22 protein-coding genes and 1 other annotated feature are annotated in these 23,215 nt (G+C 38.8%); of the genes, 11 read left to right on the forward strand and 11 right to left on the reverse strand.

What is annotated here, in order from left to right; all coding sequences use genetic code 11:
• Positions 1 to 36: 36 nt before the first annotated feature.
• Both V7097_RS05930 and V7097_RS05935 read right to left on the reverse strand, forming a co-directional pair.
• On the reverse strand, positions 37 to 1,530 hold the full coding sequence (locus V7097_RS05930) for a peptide MFS transporter (protein ID WP_335702683.1): 1,494 nt from the start codon (positions 1,528 to 1,530) through the stop codon (positions 37 to 39).
• Positions 1,531 to 1,739: 209 nt separating this feature from the next.
• Complete coding sequence (locus V7097_RS05935; protein WP_335702684.1) at positions 1,740 to 2,105, reverse strand: DoxX family protein; 366 nt, start codon at positions 2,103 to 2,105, stop codon at positions 1,740 to 1,742.
• Between the two features lie 163 nt (positions 2,106 to 2,268).
• On the opposite strand from V7097_RS05935, the gene V7097_RS05940 reads away from it, so the two are divergent.
• Complete coding sequence (locus V7097_RS05940) at positions 2,269 to 3,642, forward strand: TolB family protein (RefSeq protein ID WP_335702685.1); 1,374 nt, start codon at positions 2,269 to 2,271, stop codon at positions 3,640 to 3,642.
• Positions 3,643 to 3,677: 35 nt separating this feature from the next.
• Here the strand turns inward: V7097_RS05940 and V7097_RS05945 are convergent, their stop codons facing one another.
• The 3 genes from V7097_RS05945 to V7097_RS05955 form a co-directional block, all read right to left on the reverse strand.
• Entirely contained in the window at positions 3,678 to 3,854 is a 177-nt protein-coding gene (locus V7097_RS05945; RefSeq protein WP_335702686.1) for an SE1832 family protein, read from the reverse strand.
• A 41-nt stretch (positions 3,855 to 3,895) separates the two neighbouring features.
• Positions 3,896 to 5,149: an MFS transporter gene (locus tag V7097_RS05950; RefSeq protein WP_335702687.1), complete on the reverse strand. Its 1,254-nt coding sequence runs from the start codon at positions 5,147 to 5,149 to the stop codon at positions 3,896 to 3,898.
• Between the two features lie 108 nt (positions 5,150 to 5,257).
• Entirely contained in the window at positions 5,258 to 6,592 is a 1,335-nt protein-coding gene (locus V7097_RS05955; RefSeq protein ID WP_335702688.1) for an alkaline phosphatase family protein, read from the reverse strand.
• A 168-nt stretch (positions 6,593 to 6,760) separates the two neighbouring features.
• Here V7097_RS05955 and V7097_RS05960 point away from each other — a divergent pair, with 168 nt between their 5' ends.
• The 4 genes from V7097_RS05960 to V7097_RS05975 all read left to right on the forward strand — a co-directional run bounded on the left by V7097_RS05960 (position 6,761) and on the right by V7097_RS05975 (position 11,501).
• A complete protein-coding gene (locus V7097_RS05960; RefSeq protein WP_335702689.1) occupies positions 6,761 to 8,125 on the forward strand; it encodes an MATE family efflux transporter in 1,365 nt (454 codons plus the stop codon).
• A 328-nt stretch (positions 8,126 to 8,453) separates the two neighbouring features.
• A complete protein-coding gene (locus tag V7097_RS05965; protein ID WP_335702690.1) occupies positions 8,454 to 9,779 on the forward strand; it encodes a UDP-glucose dehydrogenase family protein in 1,326 nt (441 codons plus the stop codon).
• 25 nt (positions 9,780 to 9,804) lie between these two features.
• Positions 9,805 to 10,362: a phosphatase PAP2 family protein gene (locus tag V7097_RS05970; RefSeq protein ID WP_335702691.1), complete on the forward strand. Its 558-nt coding sequence runs from the start codon at positions 9,805 to 9,807 to the stop codon at positions 10,360 to 10,362.
• Positions 10,359 to 11,501, forward strand: a complete 1,143-nt coding sequence (locus tag V7097_RS05975; RefSeq protein ID WP_335702692.1) for a glycosyltransferase family 4 protein — start codon at positions 10,359 to 10,361, stop codon at positions 11,499 to 11,501. The genes V7097_RS05970 and V7097_RS05975 overlap by 4 nt, the downstream gene beginning before the upstream one ends.
• Before the next feature lie 28 nt (positions 11,502 to 11,529).
• On the opposite strand, the gene V7097_RS05980 is transcribed toward V7097_RS05975, so the two are convergent.
• The 4 genes from V7097_RS05980 to V7097_RS05995 are packed head-to-tail and all read right to left on the reverse strand — an operon-like array spanning position 11,530 to position 14,228.
• Positions 11,530 to 12,234, reverse strand: coding sequence for a hypothetical protein (locus V7097_RS05980; protein WP_335702693.1), 705 nt, complete (start codon positions 12,232 to 12,234; stop codon positions 11,530 to 11,532).
• Positions 12,234 to 12,962, reverse strand: coding sequence for a hypothetical protein (locus V7097_RS05985; protein ID WP_335702694.1), 729 nt, complete (start codon positions 12,960 to 12,962; stop codon positions 12,234 to 12,236). The genes V7097_RS05980 and V7097_RS05985 overlap by 1 nt, the downstream gene beginning before the upstream one ends.
• Complete coding sequence (locus V7097_RS05990) at positions 12,949 to 13,845, reverse strand: ABC transporter ATP-binding protein (protein ID WP_335702695.1); 897 nt, start codon at positions 13,843 to 13,845, stop codon at positions 12,949 to 12,951. Before V7097_RS05990 ends, V7097_RS05985 begins: the two co-directional genes overlap by 14 nt.
• Entirely contained in the window at positions 13,842 to 14,228 is a 387-nt protein-coding gene (locus V7097_RS05995) for a GntR family transcriptional regulator (protein WP_335702696.1), read from the reverse strand. Before V7097_RS05995 ends, V7097_RS05990 begins: the two co-directional genes overlap by 4 nt.
• An 875-nt stretch (positions 14,229 to 15,103) precedes the next feature.
• On the opposite strand from V7097_RS05995, the gene V7097_RS06000 reads away from it, so the two are divergent.
• The gene (locus tag V7097_RS06000; protein ID WP_335702697.1) at positions 15,104 to 15,754 is read left to right on the forward strand and encodes a 5-bromo-4-chloroindolyl phosphate hydrolysis family protein; all 651 of its coding nucleotides are present in this window, start codon (positions 15,104 to 15,106) and stop codon (positions 15,752 to 15,754) included.
• Between the two features lie 6 nt (positions 15,755 to 15,760).
• Positions 15,761 to 16,945 (forward strand): toxic anion resistance protein, encoded by a 1,185-nt coding sequence (locus V7097_RS06005; protein WP_335702698.1) that lies wholly within the window; start codon positions 15,761 to 15,763, stop codon positions 16,943 to 16,945.
• Between the two features lie 121 nt (positions 16,946 to 17,066).
• On the opposite strand, the gene brnQ is transcribed toward V7097_RS06005, so the two are convergent.
• On the reverse strand, positions 17,067 to 18,398 hold the full coding sequence (gene brnQ, locus V7097_RS06010) for a branched-chain amino acid transport system II carrier protein (protein ID WP_335702699.1): 1,332 nt from the start codon (positions 18,396 to 18,398) through the stop codon (positions 17,067 to 17,069).
• A gap of 96 nt (positions 18,399 to 18,494) precedes the next feature.
• Positions 18,495 to 18,734 (reverse strand) — a binding site (T-box leader).
• 180 nt (positions 18,735 to 18,914) lie between these two features.
• A complete protein-coding gene (locus V7097_RS06015; RefSeq protein ID WP_335702700.1) occupies positions 18,915 to 19,676 on the reverse strand; it encodes an IclR family transcriptional regulator in 762 nt (253 codons plus the stop codon).
• A gap of 147 nt (positions 19,677 to 19,823) precedes the next feature.
• Between V7097_RS06015 and V7097_RS06020 the strand changes: the two genes are divergently transcribed.
• Genes V7097_RS06020 through kduD form a run of 4 tightly spaced genes read left to right on the forward strand, consistent with a single transcriptional unit; the run spans position 19,824 to position 23,155 of the window.
• Entirely contained in the window at positions 19,824 to 20,468 is a 645-nt protein-coding gene (locus V7097_RS06020) for a bifunctional 4-hydroxy-2-oxoglutarate aldolase/2-dehydro-3-deoxy-phosphogluconate aldolase (protein ID WP_335702701.1), read from the forward strand.
• 2 nt (positions 20,469 to 20,470) lie between these two features.
• Positions 20,471 to 21,484: a sugar kinase gene (locus tag V7097_RS06025; protein ID WP_335702702.1), complete on the forward strand. Its 1,014-nt coding sequence runs from the start codon at positions 20,471 to 20,473 to the stop codon at positions 21,482 to 21,484.
• Between the two features lie 39 nt (positions 21,485 to 21,523).
• Positions 21,524 to 22,354, forward strand: coding sequence for a 5-dehydro-4-deoxy-D-glucuronate isomerase (gene kduI, locus V7097_RS06030; RefSeq protein WP_335702703.1), 831 nt, complete (start codon positions 21,524 to 21,526; stop codon positions 22,352 to 22,354).
• 18 nt (positions 22,355 to 22,372) lie between these two features.
• Positions 22,373 to 23,155 carry a 2-dehydro-3-deoxy-D-gluconate 5-dehydrogenase KduD gene (gene kduD, locus V7097_RS06035; protein WP_335702704.1) on the forward strand — a complete coding sequence of 261 codons (783 nt, stop codon included), beginning with the start codon at positions 22,373 to 22,375 and terminating at the stop codon, positions 23,153 to 23,155.
• The last annotated feature ends 60 nt before the right edge of the window (positions 23,156 to 23,215 follow it).

The following is a 23,215-nucleotide window of genomic DNA, read 5'->3' on the forward strand; positions in this document are numbered from 1 at the left end:
AGGCCTGCCCAACTGGACAGGTCTTTTGCTTTGTTATTAGTTAACACCCTTCATGAACTTTTGAATCTTAGGTGACACCAATAAAAGGAGGATACCTAAAACAATTGATGCCGCACCAATTATACCAAAATAAGCCATTTCCGTTGCAGGTGTATAGAACTTAACAAGCTGTGCATTTAGAGCTTGCGCTGCAGCATTTGAAAGCATCCATAAACTCATCATTTGTGCTGTAAACGCAGCCGGTGCTAATTTTGTTGTAGCAGAAAGTCCAACCGGTGAAATTAATAATTCCCCAAGAACAACAATGAAATAACTTAGTACTAGCCACATTGGATTTACTAATGATCCCGTTCCTGCAAAATATCCTGGTAAAAGAATCACAAGGAATGAAAGACCAGCAAATAACAATCCTAATGCGAACTTTTTCGGAACAGAAGGTTGGCGTTCTCCAAGCTTAACCCAGAACCATGCGAAAACAGGTGCAAGGATAATAATAAATAATGGGTTTAATGATTGGAACAAAGCAGGTGAAATATCAAAACCTGCAATACTTAACTGTGTTCGTGTATCAGCATAATTTGCAAGAATCGTTGCACCTTGTTCTTGAATAGACCAGAACATAACAGATGCAATGAATAAAGGAATATACGCTAAAATTCTTGAGCGTTCAACATCTGTTGTTTTTGAACTACGATACATCTTAACAAAATAAATAGTAGGAATTAAGAAACCAAGTATACCAATAAGTGCGATAAATGAATCAAATGTAAGAAGACCTGTCGGAATTGCAATAGCAACTAAAATTGCAACTACAATTACACCAATACCAATTTGAGTATAAACCTTTTTCTTTTCCTCAGGCGCAAGTGGATTTGGAACAATTGTCCCAGCAAGGCCAAGGTTTTTTTTCTTTGTAAGAACAAACATGACCAATCCTACGAACATTCCGACAGCGGCAATCGCGAAACCTAAGTGGAAATTTTGCTTCATTCCAACTTCACCAACGATAATCGGAGCAAGGAATCCACCAAGGTTGATACCCATATAGAAAATACTGAATCCAGCATCACGACGTGTATCTGTTTCACTGTAAATCTCACCGACAACACTAGATACATTAGGTTTTAACAATCCTGTACCAAGTACAATTAACACCATAGAAACAAAGAATAGGGTTATGTTTCCAGGTATCGATAATGCGATATGACCTAACATAATTAAAATTCCACCGTAGAATACGGCTTTTGAAGTACCGAAGATACGGTCTGCTAACCAACCACCAATAATCCCTGACATATAGACAAGTGATCCATAAATGGACATGATGGCAAGGGCAGTGTGCTGATCAAGTCCTAGCCCACCCTTAGATACTTCATAATACATATAGAATACGAGAATTGCTCTCATTCCATAATACGAGAATCGCTCCCAGAATTCTGTGAAGAAAAGAGTGAATAGTCCTTTAGGGTGTCCGAAGAATCCCTTTTGAGGAACACTGTCCACAATTTTCTGTCTATTGTAGCCTGACATAATAGCAAAACCTCCAAAATAGTATATTGGTATAATAATTGAAATTGTTTCACTATGTCAAACATAAGAAAATTCTGATTTGGTCCCATATTTTATAAGGTTTTTAATTTTTTGTGTACTGAAAAGGTTTTATAAATTATTTTTTTAATAAAATAAGCAGATTGCGCTTACAATCTGCTTGATATTTCTATAAAAGGGTTATTTTTCAATCATTTATGGTGTGATTTATACAAAATGTATAATAATGCCAGCATAACAATATCTAGCCTTGCTGCAAAAGCAAATTGTAGGAAGCCTGTATGTAGAATAGGAACTTTTACTAAAAGGATGGCTGCCACCATAATGATGAGTAACGGAATTGTTGCTTTTTTAACTTCTTTATTGATGGCGATGAGAATTCCACAAATGATTTCTAGAATAGCGACGGCATACATGACAGTTCCTGGTGTAGGTAATGGTAGATTCATAAAGACGGCGCTTAGTTCGTTGGTAAGAAGTTTTAAAGCCCCAGCTGCAATAAACACATAGGCAACAGAATATCGAATGAGATTCATGCTAGAAAATGTTTTTTTCATAGTTTAGGTTATCCCTCCTTTTTTTATATCTGTATGCCTGGAGGGACAATCTATTCTTACAATTAGTCGAGGCAACAATAAATACATAGAAAGTATTAAGCGAAACCATTTCGATTGAATGAATAAAATAGGCAAAAGACATCTCTAGAGAGGGTGATGTGTTTTGTCTTTTTATGTTAGGGCACGACCGAATGGTGTGATTGCCTATACTTCGGGTCGTGGTGGGCAATATGATATTTGGCTTTTTAATGTCCAAAATGGGACTCGGGTACAGCTTACGAATGGGTTGGGCGATTCTTTTACAAAGCCATTTTGGTCAGGGGATAATAGTAAAATCGCTTTTGTTGGGAAAAATCGGATTGTATATGTGATTTATCTTTCAACGGGTAGACTAGCAGCTATTGATCAACTCGGGCCTAATGACGATCTTACATTGGATTGGTCTCCAAATCATCGGACACTTGCTTACGCAACGCGAAATTACATTATGATGTATGATGTTTTGTCACACCGAGCAACGAGTATTTCGGCTCCTGATGCATTTGATGTTCAGTGGCTTCCAAGTGGAAGGGAGCTGCTTTATCAGGGAGTAGATTCTTCAGGTATCCAGCAATTATTCCGTATTGCTACAAATGGCTCTGGAAGAAGGCAAATTACGAATAATGCAGAAGGTCCCTTAAATGATGTTTCACTTTCTCCAGATGGAACATTTGCTCTTTATACAACGCCGGGAGCAAGTATCTCACTGATTCGGACAGTCGTTTTGTCGACAGGGGAAGTTTACGAAATCAGAGGCGGGGGACAAGCAAAGAATTTCTATCCAACATGGTCACCTAATTCCCAGCTAATTGCCTTTAGTTCAACCGAGTACAATGAAGGAACTGGCTATTTTAATGAAATCCGTGTTGTTGGAAAACGTGGTGGAAACGAGCGAGTGCTTACGAAGTCTTCATGCTATGCGACACCTGTTACATGGTCCCCTAATAGCCGTTCAATTGCCTATTTATCGGGCTGCTCTGAACAAAGCTCAGCTACCGAAATGTGGATGGTAGATTTACAGAATCCGTCTCCTGTCATGCTCACGAGAGAGACTCAAATTGGAAATCTGAGCTGGTCTTCAGGGAATATTCGTCCTTCACAAGCGGTCTATACAAATGAAACCTATAGAGTAAGATTCTTTTATCCATCGAGCTGGCAGAAGGTAGAGAATGAGAGATATGAAGGCGCAGATGGATTCTTTCAAATTTCCGCAATCGGTGGTGGGAATGATATTCATGAAGTCTGCAAGGGGGAGGCATACCACAAGCTGATGCCATATGGCTCTTCACCTCGCATTTACCAAACACGAATAAGCGGTCATGAGGCATGCTTGGTTTATCCGTCTGCAGATCAACCACCTGAAATGAATCGACAAGCAGCGGCAATCGTCAGATATCCTGCTCCAGTAAAAATTGAAGGTTCGACTTATAATTACTTCATATTATGGGCGGATGAAGTGCATCTGAATTCAATTGCAATAACGATCACATTTCTATGAAAAAAGGAGCGGCAACCTTTTGGTTGCCACTCCGATTACATTTCGCGCAGCTTTTTAGATAATGTGCTAATCTCTACCTCAAGTTCTGCAATTTGACGTTCCAATGGTGAAATATTGCCATTTACAGAATCCAATTTCTCCAAATCATTTTGAAGGCGGACATAGTCTAATTTTAGCTCACGAATCTTGTATTCAATTTCTTTTTTATCCATTTAAAGTCCTCTTTCCAAGTTTTTCTTCATTATAACATTCCTTATTTTGCCTCGCTTGGTTCAGGAACACGCGTTAGAATGATAAAACCAATGATGAATAGGATTACTAAGCTGAATACACCTGTGTTTGATTTTCCAGTTATTTGCGCTGTTACCCCGACCAGTAATGGCCCCATAATCGCCGCAAACTTTCCGAAGATATTATAAAAACCAAAGAACTCATTTGCATTTTGCTTTGGTACAAGCTTTGCAAAATAAGAGCGGCTTAATGCCTGGATTCCGCCCTGAGAAGTTGCAACTAGCATTGCAAGGATCCAGAAATCTAAAGTTGTTTTTAAGAAATAAGCATATATACAAACGATGATATACACGAAAATTCCAACATAAAGCATTTTTTTACCCGTGAATTTTTGTGCTAATCTACCGTAAAGAACTGCAAATGGAGCTGCCACAACCTGTGTTACAAACAGGACGATTAAAAGATTGGTAGCACTGATTCCAAGGTCAGATCCGTATGCTGTTGACATCGAAATAACAGTACCAACCCCGTCAATATAAAAAAAGTAGGCTACTAAGAACAAAAACACGGCACGGTATTTTTTGATTTCCTTAAAGGTGGTTCCAAGTCGTTTGAAGCTATTCACGACAGGGTTTGGTTCACGCTCAATATAGTAGCGTTGATGCACATTTTTGAAGAGTGGAATCGAGAAAAGCCCCCACCAGACTGCTGTAATGATAAAGGCAATCTTACTGGCAACTATTCCTGAAATCGGTAAAATTTCTTTTTGAGCAAGTAAGATAATCGCGATTGCAAGCAGGAATGGAATCGTACTACCAATATAACCTAGCCCATATCCGCGTGCAGAAACACGGTCCATTTTTTCCTCATCTGTGACATCAACTAGAAAGGCGTCATAGAAAACATTCGCACCTGTTGAGCCTAGTGCAGCAAACGTATAAACAATTAATAAGAGCAGCCAATTATCACCTGGAATAAAGGCTAATAAAGCTGTGGCCGATACTCCTAAAGCAAAGAAGAACGTGAAAAATTTCTTTTTGTAGCCTTGGTAATCTGCAATCGTTCCTAAAATGGGACCAATCATCGCTAAAATAAATGTAAAAATGGCAATTGTGTAGCCAAGATAAGCAGTTGAATCTGCAGGGTCGACACCTGCATTCGTTGCCGCCGCCTTGTAAAAAATCGGGAAAACAGCTGTCGTAATAATAATTGAATACGCCGAATTGGCCCAATCATAATACATCCAACTCGATTCCTCTTTCGTAAACCCCCTCATCCCAAAACCCCCTTATAGTGAACCAGAGGGACGGTTCCTCTGGTTCCTAGTAAATTTAAAACGAATTAGAACCATGGGAACCGTCCCGGTAGTCCAAATTGTTTAATTTTATGAAACAGAACCAGGAGAACCGTCCCCGTGGTCCCATAATAAATCCTCGACAACACGCCCGTCAGTTTCTCCGAGGTCAAGTCCTAATAGGCGGGCAAAGGTTGGGCCTTCGTCTACTAGGTGCATGGCTGGAATTTCAATGTTTGGACGAATTCCTTTTCCAGATGCGATGAGTACAGTTGTGTAGTTCTCTTTTTCTGGTGAGTAGCCGTGACTTGCGAAGGTATAGAGTTTTTCACGGACATCTTTTGCTTGGATTTCATCGATATACTCACCTTCATGCAGCTCCTTGAAATAGTATCCGAGGCGAGCTTCGATCATGAATGTGGCATTGTCATCGGCACCTTTTTCCTTAGCTTCAGTACTTGATAGAATCCGTTCGATTCCGTTATCCTCATTTTTGCTTAGTTCTGTTAACAGAGCTTTTACTTGTTCATGCGTTTTTGTATCATTTTTATCTTTTATGTAAATATATGCAGAGCCATCACAGCTTTTGCAGTAGGCCTTCCAATCTATTACTTTCCCTTTATTCACGGAAATAAGTCCTGCATTTTTTAATAGCACATTCGGTTTAAGTGCTTTGGACTCATCTAATGCACTGTGGTCGCCTAATGCCACGATGGTCGTTTTTTCAAAGATTCCACTTTCTTTAAGTGCGTTTATTATTCTACCAAGTCTTTCGTCATGGCGACGAAGGGCTGCCATTGCTTCTTCCGAGGAAAAACCATGATAATGGCGCTGTGAATCTAAATCGACAAAATGGACAAGCATTAAATTTGGTTTTTTTGACTTAATCGTTTCAGCCGTTGACTCAAGTACAAAATCATCTAGCTCCGGCTGATTGAGTCCATTTCGTAGACGGCCAAATTTACGATTCATCTCCAGCTGATAGAGTGGACTTCCATTAAATAAGGAAACAAAAATTTGATTTTGCCAAGGCCGATTTGCGAAAATCTCTGGCATATTGTAATCGATATTTGCTTTAGCAGTAACAGGCCATAGGAGTGCGGCTGTCTTCATTCCGGCTTTTTTAGCCTCGTCATATAATGTCGTACTTTTCACATGACGACGATGCCAATACCAATCCGGTGATTGCCAACCTGGCTGAAGGAAGGTATTGTTTACGATTCCATGATTCCTTGGAAACTTACCTGTGACAATAGTAGCATGGCAGGGATAAGTAACAGAAGGATAGATCGTTTCAACATTCCTGCAATATGATGCATGTTCTAATAGCTTCTTAAAATTAGGTAGCTTTTCGATAATTGGAAAATCTAGTGATGATAGACAGTCAAATGAAATGACGAGTAAGTGATCTGTTAGTCGTGACATATTGATCTCTGTCCTCCAAAAGTCTTATAATCTATCTTTAATATAGCAGAAAATTGGGAATTAAAATATGAAAATAGTGTAAAGGTAAAGTAAAAAAAGTATTCATTTCAATGATGGATGGAATATAATAAAGTTTATGTTTGATTTTTTGCTGAAGGAGAACGGATCATGTACGAAACAAACACCATTAGAGAAAAAGTAAAATTGATTTTTGTGATGTTGATTCCGATTTTAATTACACAACTCAGTATGTTTTCCATGGTCTTTTTTAATACGATTATGACGGGGCGATTTAATTCGTCGGACTTGGCTGGTGTAGCAATCGGTTCATCGATATGGAATCCTATTTTTACAGGTATTAGTGCCATTTTACTTGCAGTATCACCAATCGCTGCCCAAAGATTCGGTGAAAAGAAGGGCAATGAGGTATCGACAGTGGTATCAAGTGGGATTTATTTAAGCTTTATCATTGGAGCAGTGGTCATTTTAGCAGGCGTCATCTTTTTAAATCCATTGTTAACGATGATGAATTTGCCTGAAAGTGTTCATCAGACTGCACATGATTATTTAGTCGGTTTGAGTTTGGGAATCATTCCGCTATTTATTTTCAATGTATTGCGATCATTCATTTATGCACTAGGGATTACGAGAGTTGTAATGTTTGTTTTATTGGTATCTGTACCCATCAATCTTCTATTAAATTATATATTGATTTTTGGAGCATGGGGCTTTCCAGCGCTCGGCGGTGGGGGAGCAGGACTTGCAACCTCGATTACCTATTGGGTAATTGTTGTAATTACGGCTTTTATCGTCATTGCAAAAGAACCGTTTTCTTCTTATAAAGTCTTTGTAGGGCTAAGAGGATTTACTTTTAAAGAAAGCATGGAGATTTTAAAAATCGGTATTCCCATGGGGCTATCAACCTTTTTTGAAACAAGTATGTTTGCAGTCGTGACCATTTTAATTAGTAAATTTTCAGTCACAACTGTTGCGGCGTATCAATCCGCACTGAACATCGTTTCGTTCCTATATATGATTCCGGTGAGCATTTCGATGGCATTGACTGTTTTAGTGGGGTATGAGGTAGGTGCACGTCGCTATAAGGATGCGAAAATCTACGCTTGGCTCGGGATAGCATTATCCATGGTCATCGCCTTAGTAACGGGATTATTTGTGATTTTCTTCCGCTTTGAAGTAGCAGGATTGTATTCAACAGAGGCAGCAGTTATTGGCTTAACAGCTCAATTCTTGATTTACGCTTTATTCTTCCAGGTGTCAGACGCTATTCAAGCAACGGCACAGGCTGCTCTAAGAGGATACAAGGATGTCAACATCGCGTTCGTGATGACATTGATTGCCTACTGGCTCATCTGCTTACCAGCAGGATGGGGGCTTGCTCACTTCACTGATTTGGGGGCGGCCGGTTACTGGATAGGATTGTCATTCGGCTTACTCGCTGCAGGTGTTGGTTTATCCGCAAGACTCATTCATATACAGCGCACACGGTTTTCGGAGGAGAAGATGGTGGGGTGAGGTCCGATATGCTGAGATTTAGTTCTCAAAGACAAATCGGGCGAACTATCACGACGAAATGTCTTTGATGTTGATTCTTTTCAGACAAAACCCTGCAGTGCAGGGTGTGAAATGTCTATGAGCCCAGCTCTCGGAGACAAAACAATGCTACGCAGGGTATGGAAAGTCTTTGATATTCATAAATAACTTCATGAATAACAAAAAAGGAAGGGGCTCCCCTTCCTTTTTTATATCCTCTACACGAAAACTTTACAATTCTTTAACCGTAGCTAAAGAAAATAATCGCAATTTTTCGATAAGATGTAGTAAAAGGCTATGGAGGGGTTAGATGAAGATTGCGGTTGCAGGTGCAGGGTATGTGGGACTTGTTACAAGTGTTTGTTTAGCTGAACTAGGTCACGAAGTAATTTGCATTGATATCCAAGCTGAAAAAATTGAAAAGCTACAAGAAGGGTATTCACCAATCTACGAACCAGAGTTGGAGCCACTTTTACAGAAAAACTTGATTGAAGGCAGGCTTTATTTTACGACAAACCCACGTTATGCGTACACACATGCTGATGTCATTTTTATCGCAGTCGGTACTCCACAGAATGTGGATGGTACTGCAAATCTTGATTATGTCTATGAAGTTGTAGAAACGATTGCTGTTCATATTGAAAATGATGTGATTGTTTGTACAAAAAGCACTGTCCCTGTGGGAACTAATGAAAAAATAAAACGGATCATTGATTCTAAAAAGCTCCCGCAGCTTCGAGTTGAGGTCGTTTCAAACCCTGAATTCTTACGTGAAGGATCTGCTGTCTTTGATTTCTTTTATGGAGATCGGATTGTTATTGGGGCAGCCAACCAAGAAAGTGCGGGAGAGATTGAAAAAATCTATCTACCTTTAAAAATTCCAATCGTCAAAACGGACGTTAAAAGTGCAGAAATGATTAAATATGCCTCAAATGCCTTCCTTGCCACAAAGATAAGCTTTGTGAATGAGATTGCTAGAATGTGTGAAAAAGTAGGGGCTAACATTGACGATGTAACGTACGGTGTCGGAAAGGACCAGCGGATTGGACCCTATTTTTTAAAAGCTGGGCTTGGTTATGGGGGTTCATGTTTTCCTAAAGACACGAGAGCACTAATGCATATCTCAGGTAGTTTGGGCCATCATTTTGAATTACTTGAGGCTGTCATTAAAGTCAATAACCGTCAAAAATCGTACCCACTTTTAAAAGCAAAGGAGATTTTGAATTCATTAAAAGGAAGGAAGGTTGCAGTTTTAGGACTTTCCTTTAAACCGAATACAGATGACATGCGGGAAGCAGCTTCTATCACAGTCATTAAAGAGTTACTTCAGGAGGGGGCTAGTGTCACAGCATATGACCCTATAGCCATTAAAAATGCTCAAGAAATATTTGGGAACTCCATTGACTATACAGATGAAATTCCAACAGCGATTCAAAATGCCGACCTAACGATCATTACAACCGAATGGGAGCAAATTAAACAATTCCCATTAAATCAATACAGTGAATATATGAATGAACCAAAAGTGATAGACGGTAGAAATTGCTACCCACTTGAAGAGGTACAGAAATACCCACTGTTATATGTTTCGGTTGGGAGACCAACTGTGGTGAATACGTTAACGAATAAACTGTAAAGGGTAAGAGAGGAGACTTATGATCATGAAGCTTTTTCTTTCAATCTATGATGCTGATTGTCGAATCTTTCAAAAAGTAAACCAGCATTATGATAAAAAATTACTACACTTTTTCTTCTCTAAAATCACGTTTTTAGGTGGGGCTACTTTTACAATTATCACTTGTCTTGCATTAGCCTTTTTGACGACAAACCAATCCAGGATAACGGCTATTGCAAGTGCGCTTTCCCTTGCGATTAGTCATATCCCGGTACATGTAATAAAAAAACTGTATCCTAGAAAAAGACCATATTTAATAGTGGAAAAATCAAAGTTTCCTTTAAAAGCATTAACAGACCATTCGTTTCCTTCAGGACATACAACAGCAATATTTTCGGTTATTATTCCATTTATTTTGTATATGCCATACCTTTCAATCGTCTTACTCCCAATTGGGATTTGTGTTGGACTATCTAGAATTTTTTTAGGCTTGCATTATCCATCTGATGTGATGGCAGGGGGATTGTTAGGAACCGCATCTGGAGTATTGAGCTTTATTATCGTATATCAATTAACGGAATCTACCTTAAGGGGGATCTTATGAAAATAGCGATTTTTACGGATACCTATTATCCAGAGGTTAACGGTGTGGCACGTACATTAAAAAGGTTTACAGATTATTTGGAGGAACAAGGTAATGATGTTAAGGTGTTTGCTCCAACGTCCGACTCAAATGAATACGTATCTGATCATATACACCGATTTAAAAGCTTATCATTTTTCCTATATCCTGAGTGCAGGCTCGCTTTCCCGAATATGTTTCAAATACGTGCTGAACTAGAAAAATTCTCACCAGATATCATACATGTTGCGACACCTTTTAATATTGGATTTTGGGGAAGTTATTATGCAAAGAAGTTAAATATACCGCTAGTGGGCTCTTATCATACAGATTTTGATTATTACTTACAGTTTTATGATTTGCAATTTTTATCCAATCCTTTGTGGAAATATATGAAATGGTTTCATCGACCATTTCAAAAACTATATGTTCCAACCCTTGTGACAAAAAATCAGCTTGAGGAAAAAGGTTTTGCTAACATTGAAATATGGACACACGGGGTTGATTGTGAGTTGTTTAATCCTTTCTATAACAAAGCTGTTGTACGGGAAAAGCATCAGGTTTCTAAAAAGTTTACGCTGACTTACGTGGGCAGGTTAGCGCCTGAAAAAAATGTAGATTTACTAATTGAAATTGCTAAATCGTTGCCAACGGAGTGGAGTGAACAAATCCAATGGTTAATTGTTGGTGACGGCCCTTCACGTACCAAAATGGAGGAAGATGCTCCATCCAATATTACTTTTACCGGATTTTTAAAGGGAACAGAATTAGCAGAGGTGTATGCTGCATCAGATTTATTTGTTTTTCCTTCAGCATCAGAGACCTTTGGGAATGTCATGCTTGAATCAATGGCAAGTGGTACACCGGTTATTGGCGTGAATGCGGGAGGAGTTAAGAATGTGGTTCAAGAAGGAATTACTGGCTATTTATGTGAACCTGGTAATTCAATGGAAATAACGAATACCATTCTGCATTTACTAGAAAATGACGGGGTCCGCAATCGAATGGGAATGGAAGGAAGAAAATATGCATTAACCCAAAAATGGGATGTCATCTTTGAAAACCTGCTTTACAGCTATTCAACCGTCTTAAAAGATCCAAGCAAACAAAAATATGCATAAAAAAAGGAAGGGGCGGCCCTTCCTTTTCTCATTCTCCTAAAAAGATAGCAAACTCGCTCCCAGTTAACTCAAGATTTTTTGGAACACGGATGATGAAGAAATCATAATTTAGTGGCTTATCATCGTCAAACCTTCTTTCAAACTCCTCTGTCATCCCACCACCTCTAAATTGGGAGATGACAAAATCATTATGAAAGCTATAGAGCTTAACTTCATTGTCATAGTCCATAGAAGAATTCGCAACCAAGTGATCTCCTTCGATTGAAACAGTAGGTAATGGGATTTCTTCATAAAAATCGTACCCGTTATAATTTGTATTTGCTACATAATAAATAACCTCAATGGTTTGGTCGTCATTTTCTTTCCGATCAAAATAAGTAGATGTGTTGTTATTTTCTAGATATTGAATATTAAGTCTGTCCTTATCAAATGGAATATTCCATTTTTCTTTTACTTTTATTGCTTCAACATCTTTAAATGTCCCTTGATCTATCGCTTGATGAATTTGTTCAAAGGTCAAGTTCTGAGTATGACTCTCGGATGTAAAAAAGCTTGATTTCGGGATGCAATAATAAACAATCACGGACGCTGTTAAAATGATAAAATACGTTCCGAGTAATAGTTTCGTACTTTTTGCACCATTGAACTTTTTACCAAAAAATACAGAAACTAAAACGACTGCTATGATAAACAAGATTAAGGCAGGAAGTAGGAATGTACCGATCACTGACATTATTTTCGAACCTCCAATCGGTTAGTCGCAACAATGACAATCCACATCAACAACGCGACTGAAACTACTACCTTGATTGTAAAAATAAGAATGGATGTTTCAAATGCAAAAAACGTAAAGGCGCTAAATGTGTCAAAGAATCTCATCTCATATATTCCCCATCCAATAATAAGCGCTGGAATCACAAATCCGAACAGTTTGTTTATCTGTATAAACATGCCAATGAAATATCCTAGACTGGCAAACAATAGCAGGTACAAGCCACCGATATAAATTCCTACAAGCAAATCAGAAAAAGATAAGAAAAATTGGTTGGCGATAATCTTACTGCTATCTTCCTTGAAAAACAGGATAACCCTTAACAGAATCCCCGCAAAAGTCGAGGTGAGACTGGCAATGAATGAATAGACAACCAGCATCCCTACCGTTGAAAGATGACTGCTCATTCTGTTGGTCACAAATGAAAAATCAATATAATGATAGGGCTTGGTTGTTAAGGTGATAGCTGTAATAAAAGCCCAAAAGACAGTAAAAACATAGACCAAGCTTCCTGAGTAGGTTGAAATGGTAATTCCACTAAGCCCCATCTGTCCAACACCATTAAAAGAAAACAAAAGGGCAATCGCTTGGACAGTAGCAAGGCTCGTGAACGTTCCATAATATGACCGGACCTTAAAAAACAACTGCTTTTTAACAACATCAAGTAAACTAGCATTAGTTAAATACATCATTGATACCCCCTTTATTCTTTGCAGTGAGATACACACAAAGATCTTCAGTTGCAACAGGTGAAAGTTCAATCCCAAGCTTTTTCGCTTCTAGCCATGTATCTTCTGGATAAATATCCTTTACAACCAAGTAGGTATAATCATTGCCGAGGTCTTCAATATAAATGACTTCCATACCCTTCGTAACCTGTTCGATGAGGTTTGTTTTTCCACGAAGCCCAACTGCATACACCTTCAAATCGTCAATTGGTTCATGGAGTGCAACACAACCATTTCGAATGAGGAGAACATTTTCTAAGATACTATCGATCTCGTTCAGCAGATGGCTTGAAAAGAGAATTGTTCTTGGATGTGCAATGTAATCCTTCAATAACGCTTTATAAAAATCCCTTCGTATCGCCGCATCCATTCCTGTTGTAGGTTCATCAAAGATTGTAATTGGGCAGCGGGAAGAGAGACCGATAATCATATTAAATGTGCTTTTCATTCCTTTTGAGAGATGGTGATGAAGCTGCTTTGGATTTAAATCGAAATAATCGAATAGTCGTTTTGCCAATTCACTATCCCAATTAGGGTAGAAGCTTGCACTTGCTTTTAAGATTTCGGCTAAATTTAACCATGCTGGAAAAACCATATTGTCATCCACAAATATGAGATTTGCAGATACTTTTAAATTATTGAAAGGATTTTCCGAAAATACACGAACTTCTCCAGAAGAAATTGGATAAAATCCGGCGATTATTTTTAAGAGGGTTGTTTTTCCAGCACCATTTCTCCCAATGATTCCAGTTATAGTATTTGGCTCGATAGTAAAAGTAAGTTGTTCTAAAGCTTTTATTTCACCGTAGAGTTTTGATACGTTTTGAACTTCAATTGCATTCACTTCCCATTCCCCCTTTGCCGTTCTTTCTCAGCTTTAATCATATTGACCAATTCTTCTACACTAACTCCTAAACGATCAGACTCCATCACAAGCTCCATTACAAGATTTTTCATCGTTTGATTTTTCCTTTTCTCTAAAATAAATTGTTTAGCATTTGGCGTCACGAACATGCCCAGGCCTCGCTTTTTATATAGGATATTTTCGTCTGCAAGGAGATTCAGCCCCTTAGCTGCAGTCGCAGGATTAATATTGAACATCTCCGCAAGCTGATACTGGGAAAATACCTTATGATCCTCAAGTATCGCTCCACTCAAAATTTCGGTTTCAATCCATTCTGAAATCTGGACATAGATAGGCTTTGCCCCATCCTGCTTAAACTTCATACAAACACCTCCTTAGGTGAATATGTACATTAGTGCATTAGTGATATAATGTACTATACTACATCATATGAATAATTTCCAGATAATTTACTATAAATTTAAAAAAATGACTATAATTAGGTATGGGTGGACGAAATTCAAAGTGCTTTTTCGGAAAATACGCCTCAAGTCTTAGATTCTTGTAATTTCTAGGTCCATAGTTCGAATAAATATCTTATAGTATAGTTAACTTGAGGAAGAAGAGATTATTGAAGAGGAAAACGCTGTGACATTGCCGTGGAGATCCTGTTCATCTTGGTTATGAAGAGGAAACCGCTGCGCTTGCACCGGAGAAATCCCGTTCATCTGGGTGATGAAGAGGAAACCGCTGTGATAGCACGGGAGAAATCCTGTTCATCGGGGTATGAAAGGGAAAACGCTTAGCTAGCACCGAAGAAAAACTCTTCATCGGAGTGATGAAGCCCCGAACATGAGGGCAATGCCGCCGGAAAGTCCTTCATCAAGCCGATGAAGACCCAAACGCAGCGCCATCGTCGGCGGAAAGTCCTTCATCAAGGCGATGAAGACCCAAACGCAGCGCCATCGTTGGCGGAAAGTCCTTCATCAAGCTGATGAAGACCCAAACGCAGCGCCATCGTTGGCGGAAAGTCCTTCATCAAGCTTATGAAGTCCCGAACGGAGCGACGGCGTCAGTCGAAAGTCCTTCATCAAGCTTATGAAGACCCAAACCAAGCGCCCAGCACCAAGTTAAGTCCTTCATCAACAGCGGAGCTACACAGAAAAACACCACCAAATTTTCCCTCAAAAGTTTTTGAAACCAACGTTCGTGTTGGTTCGTATATAATAATAAGACGCAAATGTTAGGAGTCGATGATATGAATTCGTTTCTCGCTTTTATTGTTAAATCGTTCGTTTCAGTGCCAACTATGGCTACTGTTTGGTTAGTAAGCTTTTTTGCATTTGAACAAACTTTCCTACTTTCGTCTGGATATGCATTATTAGGTGGCGGGATTGCCTATTTTGGCACGTCAGCCATTATAAAACGATCCTTTTTACGAAAACATCGGCTAACGAGGAAGGAATATCAGTATATTGAGAGAAATTTAAATGAAGCAAGGAAAAAACTTGCTAGACTTAATAAATCCATTTTTAAAGTTCGTCACATCCCGTCATTAAAGCAAAGAGTTGATCTACATCGGGTTACAAAGAAAATTTACCGCTTAACGAAGAGTGAACCAAGACGCTTTTATCTAGCTGAACGATTCTATTTTTCGCATCTCGATTCAGTTGTAGAGTTAACCGAAAAGTATGCTTTTCTTTCATCCCAACCGAAGAAAAATAGCGAACTTGAGCGGTCACTGCATGAAACACGTAGGGTACTTGAAGAATTAACAAACACGATTGAGAAGGATTTACACAAAATGCTCTCGAATGATATAGATGACCTACATTTCGAAATCGATGTAGCAAAGAACTCGAATAAACAAGCTAAGGATTCCACATTTATTGATCAAAACAGGAGGTAAATCAGTATGAGTGAACAGTATTCTCCAAAGTATAAAGAGCCTGCTAATTTAATGGATGAATTACTTGCAAATCCATTTGATGAGAAAAAAGTTGAACAGGAAAACCCTATTATCCTAACACATGAAGAAGAAAAGAAGCCTGTTCGATTAGTAGATGTCCTACCAGAAGAAAATAAGGCAAAAGCATTACAACTCGCGAAACAAATAGACCCAACAAATCACCAAGCAATGATTTCGTACGGAACACCAGCTCAAAATAAACTGCTTTCGTTTTCAAATACAATGCTTGAGCATGTTCAAAAAAATGACGTGGGTGAGGTTGGAAAAATCATTTCAGACCTCATGCATCGTCTTGATGACATGAAGCCTGAAGAATTGAACCCTGAAAAACGATCTGTAATTTCAAAGATTTTTGGAAAAGTATCTAATTCCGTTCAAGAGGTACTGTCTAAATATCAAAAAACAGGGGCACAGATTGACCGAATTAGTGTCAAGCTTGACCGAAGTAAAAATGTCTTGTTATCAGACATCGCGATCCTTGATAAGCTTTATGATAACAATAAGGACTATTTTGATGCTTTAAACGTCTATATTGCTGCGGGTGAATTAAAACTTGAAGAGATGCATCGACAAGTTATCCCAGAAATAAAGAAGCAAGCGGAATTAACTAATGACCAAATGAAGGTTCAAGAAGTAAATGATATGGTTCAATTTGCGGATCGTCTAGAAAAACGTGTTCATGACTTGAAACTAAGCAGGGAAATCACGATTCAAAGTGCGCCGCAAATTCGTTTGATTCAAAACACAAACCAAGCCCTTGTGGAAAAAATTCAATCTTCAATCATGACGGCGATTCCGTTATGGAAAAACCAAGTGGCGATTGCGTTAACATTAATCAGACAGCGTAATGCGGTAGAGGCACAAAAACAAGTTGCCAAAACTACAAATGAGCTTTTATTGAAGAATGCTGAAATGCTAAAAAGCAATACACTTGAAACTGCAAGGGAAAATGAACGTGGTTTAGTCGATGTTGAAACATTGAAGAGAACGAAGGAAAACCTCATTTCTACATTAGAAGAAACGTTACGTATTCAAGAAGAAGGTCGTAATAAGCGTCGTCAAGCCGAGCTTGAACTCGCATCCATGGAAACAGAATTACGTCAAAAATTATTGGATATTAGGACTGACTGAAAAAATCAAATGCGCCTTGGAGTATTTGCGCCCGAATTTTTTCGAGCCCGCGCAAAAAACTTCCTTTGAATAATATTAAAAGGATAGATACCAAAGACGGTATCTATCCTTTTTTAGATCGCTATGATGCCTTTATCTCAGCTTCAACAGTTTCTGAGCCTTTACTAAATTGGCTCATTACAAGCCCTAATGCTGTACCAACGAGAGCGGGAACGATCCATTCTAATCCAGCAGATGCAAGTGGAAGCATGTTTTTCATATCTTGAACAGGTCCGAGATCAAGACCAAATGCATTTAATCCACTGATTAGTGCAAATACACCTGTAAATAACATCGCTGAACCATATACAGCCTTCACATTCTTAAAGTAACGACTAAAGAATGTTAACACCACTAACACAATTAGGAGTGGGTAAGTCATTACTAGGAAAGGAACAGAGACTTTTAAAATCTGTGCTAATCCAAGGTTTGAAAGCGTAAATCCGACAAGTGTCACAATAAGTACCACTGTTTTATAGCTTGCCTTAGGAATTAAGTTTGAAAAATACTGGCCACAAGCTGTTGTTAATCCAACAACGGTTGTAAAACAAGCTAAGGTAAAAATTAAGCCAAGCAGTAAAGTTCCACTTTGTCCAAATAATAGGGTTGCCGCAGAAGATAAAATTTCTGTACCATCTTCAAAAGTGCCGTGACCTGCCATCTTTGCGCCAATTAATCCAATTCCAACATAGATTGCGGAAAGAAGGACTCCTGCAATCATTCCTGCTTTAAATGTGTATCTTGTTAACTGTGAACGATTGTCGATGCCCTTTTTTTGAATAGAGTTTAAGATTACAATTCCGAAAGCAAGAGAGGCAAGAGCATCCATTGTGTTATACCCTTCTAGGAATCCTGTGAAAAACGCACCTGATTGATAGCCTTCTGCTGGGCTAAGGAATGGTGTATCCATTTTAAACAATCCAACAGTGATTAAAATGATGATTGCAACTACCAAGGTTGGAGCAATGAAGCGACCCATATATTGTTCCATTTTGCTAGGGTTTAAGCTGATAATAAATACAATTCCAAAGAAGACGACAGAAAAAAGCAATAGGATTAGAGCTGTATTAGTTGATTCAGGTAAAAATGGAGTAATCCCCATTTCGAATGCAACGTTTGCGTTTCTTGGAATCGCAAGAAAGGGTCCAATACATAGATAAACAGCAACCATAAAAGCTGTGCTAAATACTGGATGGACACGATCTCCCATTGCCTGAGCTCCCCCTTTAACAAGGGAAACAGCGAAGATTACAAGAACTGGTAAACCGACTCCTGTTACGATAAATCCAAGCATACCACTCCAAAAGTTTGTACCGGCACCAGCACCTAAAAATGGTGGAAAAATTAAATTTCCTGCTCCAAAGAACATTGAAAATAACATAAAACCGATAAACAAAGTATCTAATTTCTTCATTTTAAAACTCTCCTTTTTTATTTTTTTAATATAATTTTATAGGCCAGAGGGACAGGTCCGTTGTCCCGACGAAAAATAAAAAACCTCGCCCCTAAAAATAGGGACGAGGTTAACTCGCGATACCACCCTGATTTCGCAGCCAAATAAGGCGCGACACTCACTAACGTACTTACATACGTGTTCCTTTGTAACGGCGGACTCCCCGTCAAAGCTTACTTATTTCAGCTTTGCATCTCTGAGATGATTTTCGGATGGCTCTGAACATCGACTTTCAGCAACTGTCGACTCTCTGGGGAACAGGATTCCAATCGTACTCTTTCTCGTCATGGATTTTTAATATATTGGTATATTAACAGAGAGGGAAAAGAAGGTCAATGAGTTTTTTGATAGTTTATATAATTGGGAGTTAGTGTAAAATACAAAGAATTATTGAATGTTGATATGGCGGGACTTGAGCCTTCATTGGTAATTTTAGGTGGGTTTATAAAAAAAGGGAAGCCGTTTAACAGCTGCCCTTTACACTAATTCACTTTCAATTCCTCTTTTACAAGCAAGTACATTTTCAATAATTTGCTTAATAAATTCATCGGTAATGCGGTATTTCGGCACACTGACACTAAATGCGCCATGGTTTTTGCCACCTGCTGTAATGCTTGCCCCTACACAGAATATATCTGCTTCGTGTTCCTCATTGTCAAATGCAAATCCGTTTTTACGGATATCATTGATTTCCTTCATAAAACCTTTTTTTGTTGTAATCGTCTTTTCTGTCTTTTTTTCTAAAGTATGTTTGCTTAAGTAGTCTTCAATTTGTTCATTGGTTTGGTCGGCTAAGATTGATTTTCCCATTGCTGAACAATAGAGCGGGATTGCTTTGCCGACACGGGAGTACAATGAGACCGGGTTAAAGCTTTCTAATTTTGTGATATAGATAATGCTTGATTGGTCAAGGATACCCATATGGACAGTTTCGGTCGTTTGTTCCCTTAGTTTTTCCAAAAATGGGAGTGCGAGATCTTTTATTTCATTTTGGTTTAATGCTTTGTTGGCATATTTAATAATTGCCTTTCCCAAGCGGAATTTTTTTGTTTCCTTGTCCTTCTGTACATACCCTATTAATTGGAGAGTATCTAAAATTTTTAATGCTGTAGAGCTAGTTAGTTCAGTTTCTTTCGCTATTTGTTGAAGGCTTTGAGGTTTGTCTGTAGTGGACAAATATTTTAAGATATTGTCGGCTTTAATTAGAACGGTGCCATATGGTTGTTTCTTTTCTTCCAAGCTAATCACTCACTTTAACTAATTTTCTAAAAATACCAATTTTTATGTTGAAATCCCTTTCATTAATATATATAATTGCATTGTAAGTTTCCATATAATAAAGTTAATTTCCAAATAGGAAATAGTCAAGAGATTTTGGAGGAAACCATGAAAAAAATAAAGATACTCTCAAAAATCGCAGATTGCGGCGTTGTCGCTGTTGTCCGAGCAGACTCAAAAGAAGAAGCAGTTAAAATCTCAGAAAGCTGTGTAGAGGGTGGAATCATTGGAATCGAGGTGACCTTTACAGTTGATGGTGCCGACGAGGTTATTAAAGAACTAGCTTCTATCTACAAAAATAGTGAAGTTGTAATTGGAGCTGGAACAGTTCTTGATGCAACAACTGCACGAATTGCTATATTAGCAGGAGCACAATTTGTTGTTAGCCCAAGCTTTGATGAAGAAACTGCTAAACTATGTAACTTGTATCAAATTCCATACATGCCAGGGTGTTTGACCATTACGGAAATGAAACGTGCGCTTGAATCTGGTGCCGACATTATTAAGCTCTTCCCAGGAAATGCCTTTGGACCGGATTTTGTGAAAGCGGTTAAAGCACCACTACCACAGGTAAACATCATGCCGACGGGTGGAGTTAGTCTTGAAAACATTGATCAATGGATTCAAAATGGATGTGTAGCTGTTGGTGTAGGTGGGAATTTGGTTGCCCCTGCAAAAACAGGAGATTACGCGAAAATAACAGAATACGCAGCCCAATATGTCGCTAAAGTTAAAGAAGTAAGAGGGGCGTAATTATGAAAAAGATTGTTGTATTTGGTGAACCCTTACTTCGCTTATCAACTAATTTAGGAGAACGCCTTTTTCAAACCGATCAGCTAACATTGCATTACGGTGGAGCTGAAGCAAATGTGGGAGCATCTCTTTCACGTTTTGGCTATGCAGTCTATTTTGTTGGGAAAGTACCAATCAATCCGCTTGGTCAAGCGTATGAGAGACATTTACATTCATTCGGCATTCAAACCGATTATCTTTTAAAAGGTGGGGAGCGCCTCGGTACATATTACTTGGAAACAGGTGTAGGCGAAAGAAGTGCACAGGTCACATATGACCGAAAAGGTTCAAGCTTCGCGCAGCTTTCAATTGATGAAGTTCATTTTTCAGAAATTCTACAAGGTGCAGATCTTTTTCATGTAACGGGAATTACACCTGCCCTTTCAGAATCCTTGCAGGAATTAACGTTAGAAGGTTTCAAAATTGCCAAAGAACTAGGTGTTACAACAAGCTTTGATTTTAATTATCGAGCAAAATTATGGAGTCTTGAAGAGGCTTCCGCTGCAATCAAACCATTTTTACCATATGTGGATATTTGCTCATGTGGGGAATTGGATGCGCTTAACCTATTAGGAATTGAAGAAGCGGATGTTACTTTGGACCATTCAGGGAAACTTGCTTTTTATTATAGAAAGATAACTGAAATGTATCCGAATCTCAAATACTTATATTCTACTTTTAGAGACGTAATGTCTGCTTCCCATAACACATTGCAAGGTAATTTATTTGTGAACGGTGAGTTGTATCAATCTAGGGTGCATGACATCAACCAAATTGTAGACCGAGTTGGAGGAGGGGATGCCTTTGCTTCTGGAATTTTATTTGGGATTTTAGAAAGATACGAGCCCGAGCAAATCGTCACCTTTGGCACTTCAGCTTCTGCATTAAAACATACTGTTCATGGAGATAGCAATGTCTTTTCGGAAGAGGATATCAAAGCATTTTCACAAAATGCCCCCGGTAAAATCGTCCGCTAAGATATTCAAATAAAAAATTTTTTTAGGAGGAATATGATAATGGAAACACGTTATGCAAATCATCCGGAGGAAATTAAACGATTTAATACTGATGAATTAAGAAAGCAATTTCTAGTGGAAACGATTTTCGAGCCTGGCCAGGTACATTTAACATACACTCATAATGACCGCATGATCTTTGGGGGAGTTACTCCAACTGACAAAGAATTAACAATTAAACTTGATAAAGAATTAGGTGTTGAGTACTTTTTAGAGCGCCGTGAATTAGGAATTATCAACATCGGTGGCGAAGGTATGGTTATTCTTGATGGAGAAGAGTACAACATGGTGCGTCAGGATGGACTTTATGTAGGTAAAGGAACGAAGGAAGTATTATTCACTTCTAAGGATCCTAACAATCCTGCAAAGTTTTATATCAATTCAGCACCTGCACACCACAAGTATCCAACTGTAAAAATTGATATCAATGAAATTACACCATTAGAAGCAGGCGAACCTGGAACACTTAATGAGCGTAAAATTTATCAATATGTTCATCCAAATGTATGTGAAAGCTGTCAGCTACAAATGGGTCTAACGATGCTTTCTCCTGGAAGCGTTTGGAACACAATGCCATGTCATACACATGAGCGCAGAATGGAAGTTTACCTATACTTTGATATGGAGCCTGAAACTCGTGTATTCCACTTCATGGGTCAACCAGATGAAACAAGACATCTTGTGATGAAGAATGAGCAGGCTGCAATTTCACCAAGCTGGTCTATCCATACTGGTACGGCAACAAGCAACTACACATTTATCTGGGGTATGTGTGGAGAAAACATCACATACACTGACATGGATGTTGTACCTATGGAGGATCTACGATAAGAACTGGAGGACATAGAAATGACAACACAATTGTCTGATTTCTCATTAGACTTTTTCTCATTAACAGGAAAGGTTGCAATCGTAACTGGCGGAGCTACTGGACTAGGGCAAGGCTTTGCGGTTGCATTAGCAAAAGCAGGAGCAGACCTTTTCGTGGTAACACACGGCACAAGCTGGGACGAAACTAGAGAATTAATCGAAAATGAAGGCCGACGTGTCGAATTTTTCCAAACGGATTTATCTAAACGAGAAAATGCAAAAGAAGTAGTAGCTGCATGTGTAAAAGCATATGGAAAAGTGGATATTCTAGTAAACAACGCTGGTACAATCCGTCGTTCTCCAATTCTAGAATACAAGGAAGAGGATTGGGATGCGGTAATCGACCTTAACTTAAACTCCCTTTACTTCTTAAGCCAAGAGGCTGCAAAAGTAATGGTAGAGCAAAAGAGCGGGAAAATTATCAACATTGCATCCATGCTATCATACCAAGGCGGAAAATTTGTTCCTCCTTATACGGCAAGTAAACATGCTGTGCATGGTCTTACCAAGTCATTTGCCAATGAACTTGCTGAGTACGGAATTCAAACAAATGCAATTGCACCTGGATATGTAGCAACAAATAACACTGTACAAATCCGTGCAGATGAAAAGCGCAATGCAGAAATCCTATCACGTATTCCTGCAGCACGCTGGGCAACTCCAGCGGACCTAATGGGAGCAGTCGTATTCCTAGCAAGCCGCGCATCAGATTATACGAATGGCCACACACTAGCTGTTGATGGTGGATGGTTAGCACGATAAAACAATTATAAAGCTGTTTCGCTTTAAAGGCGATTCAGTTTTTTTTTTTGGTCAGAGGGA

The organism is Bacillus sp. JJ1562, from assembly GCF_036962705.1.
In the GTDB taxonomy this organism is placed as follows: Bacteria; Bacillota; Bacilli; order Bacillales; family Bacillaceae_L; genus Ferdinandcohnia.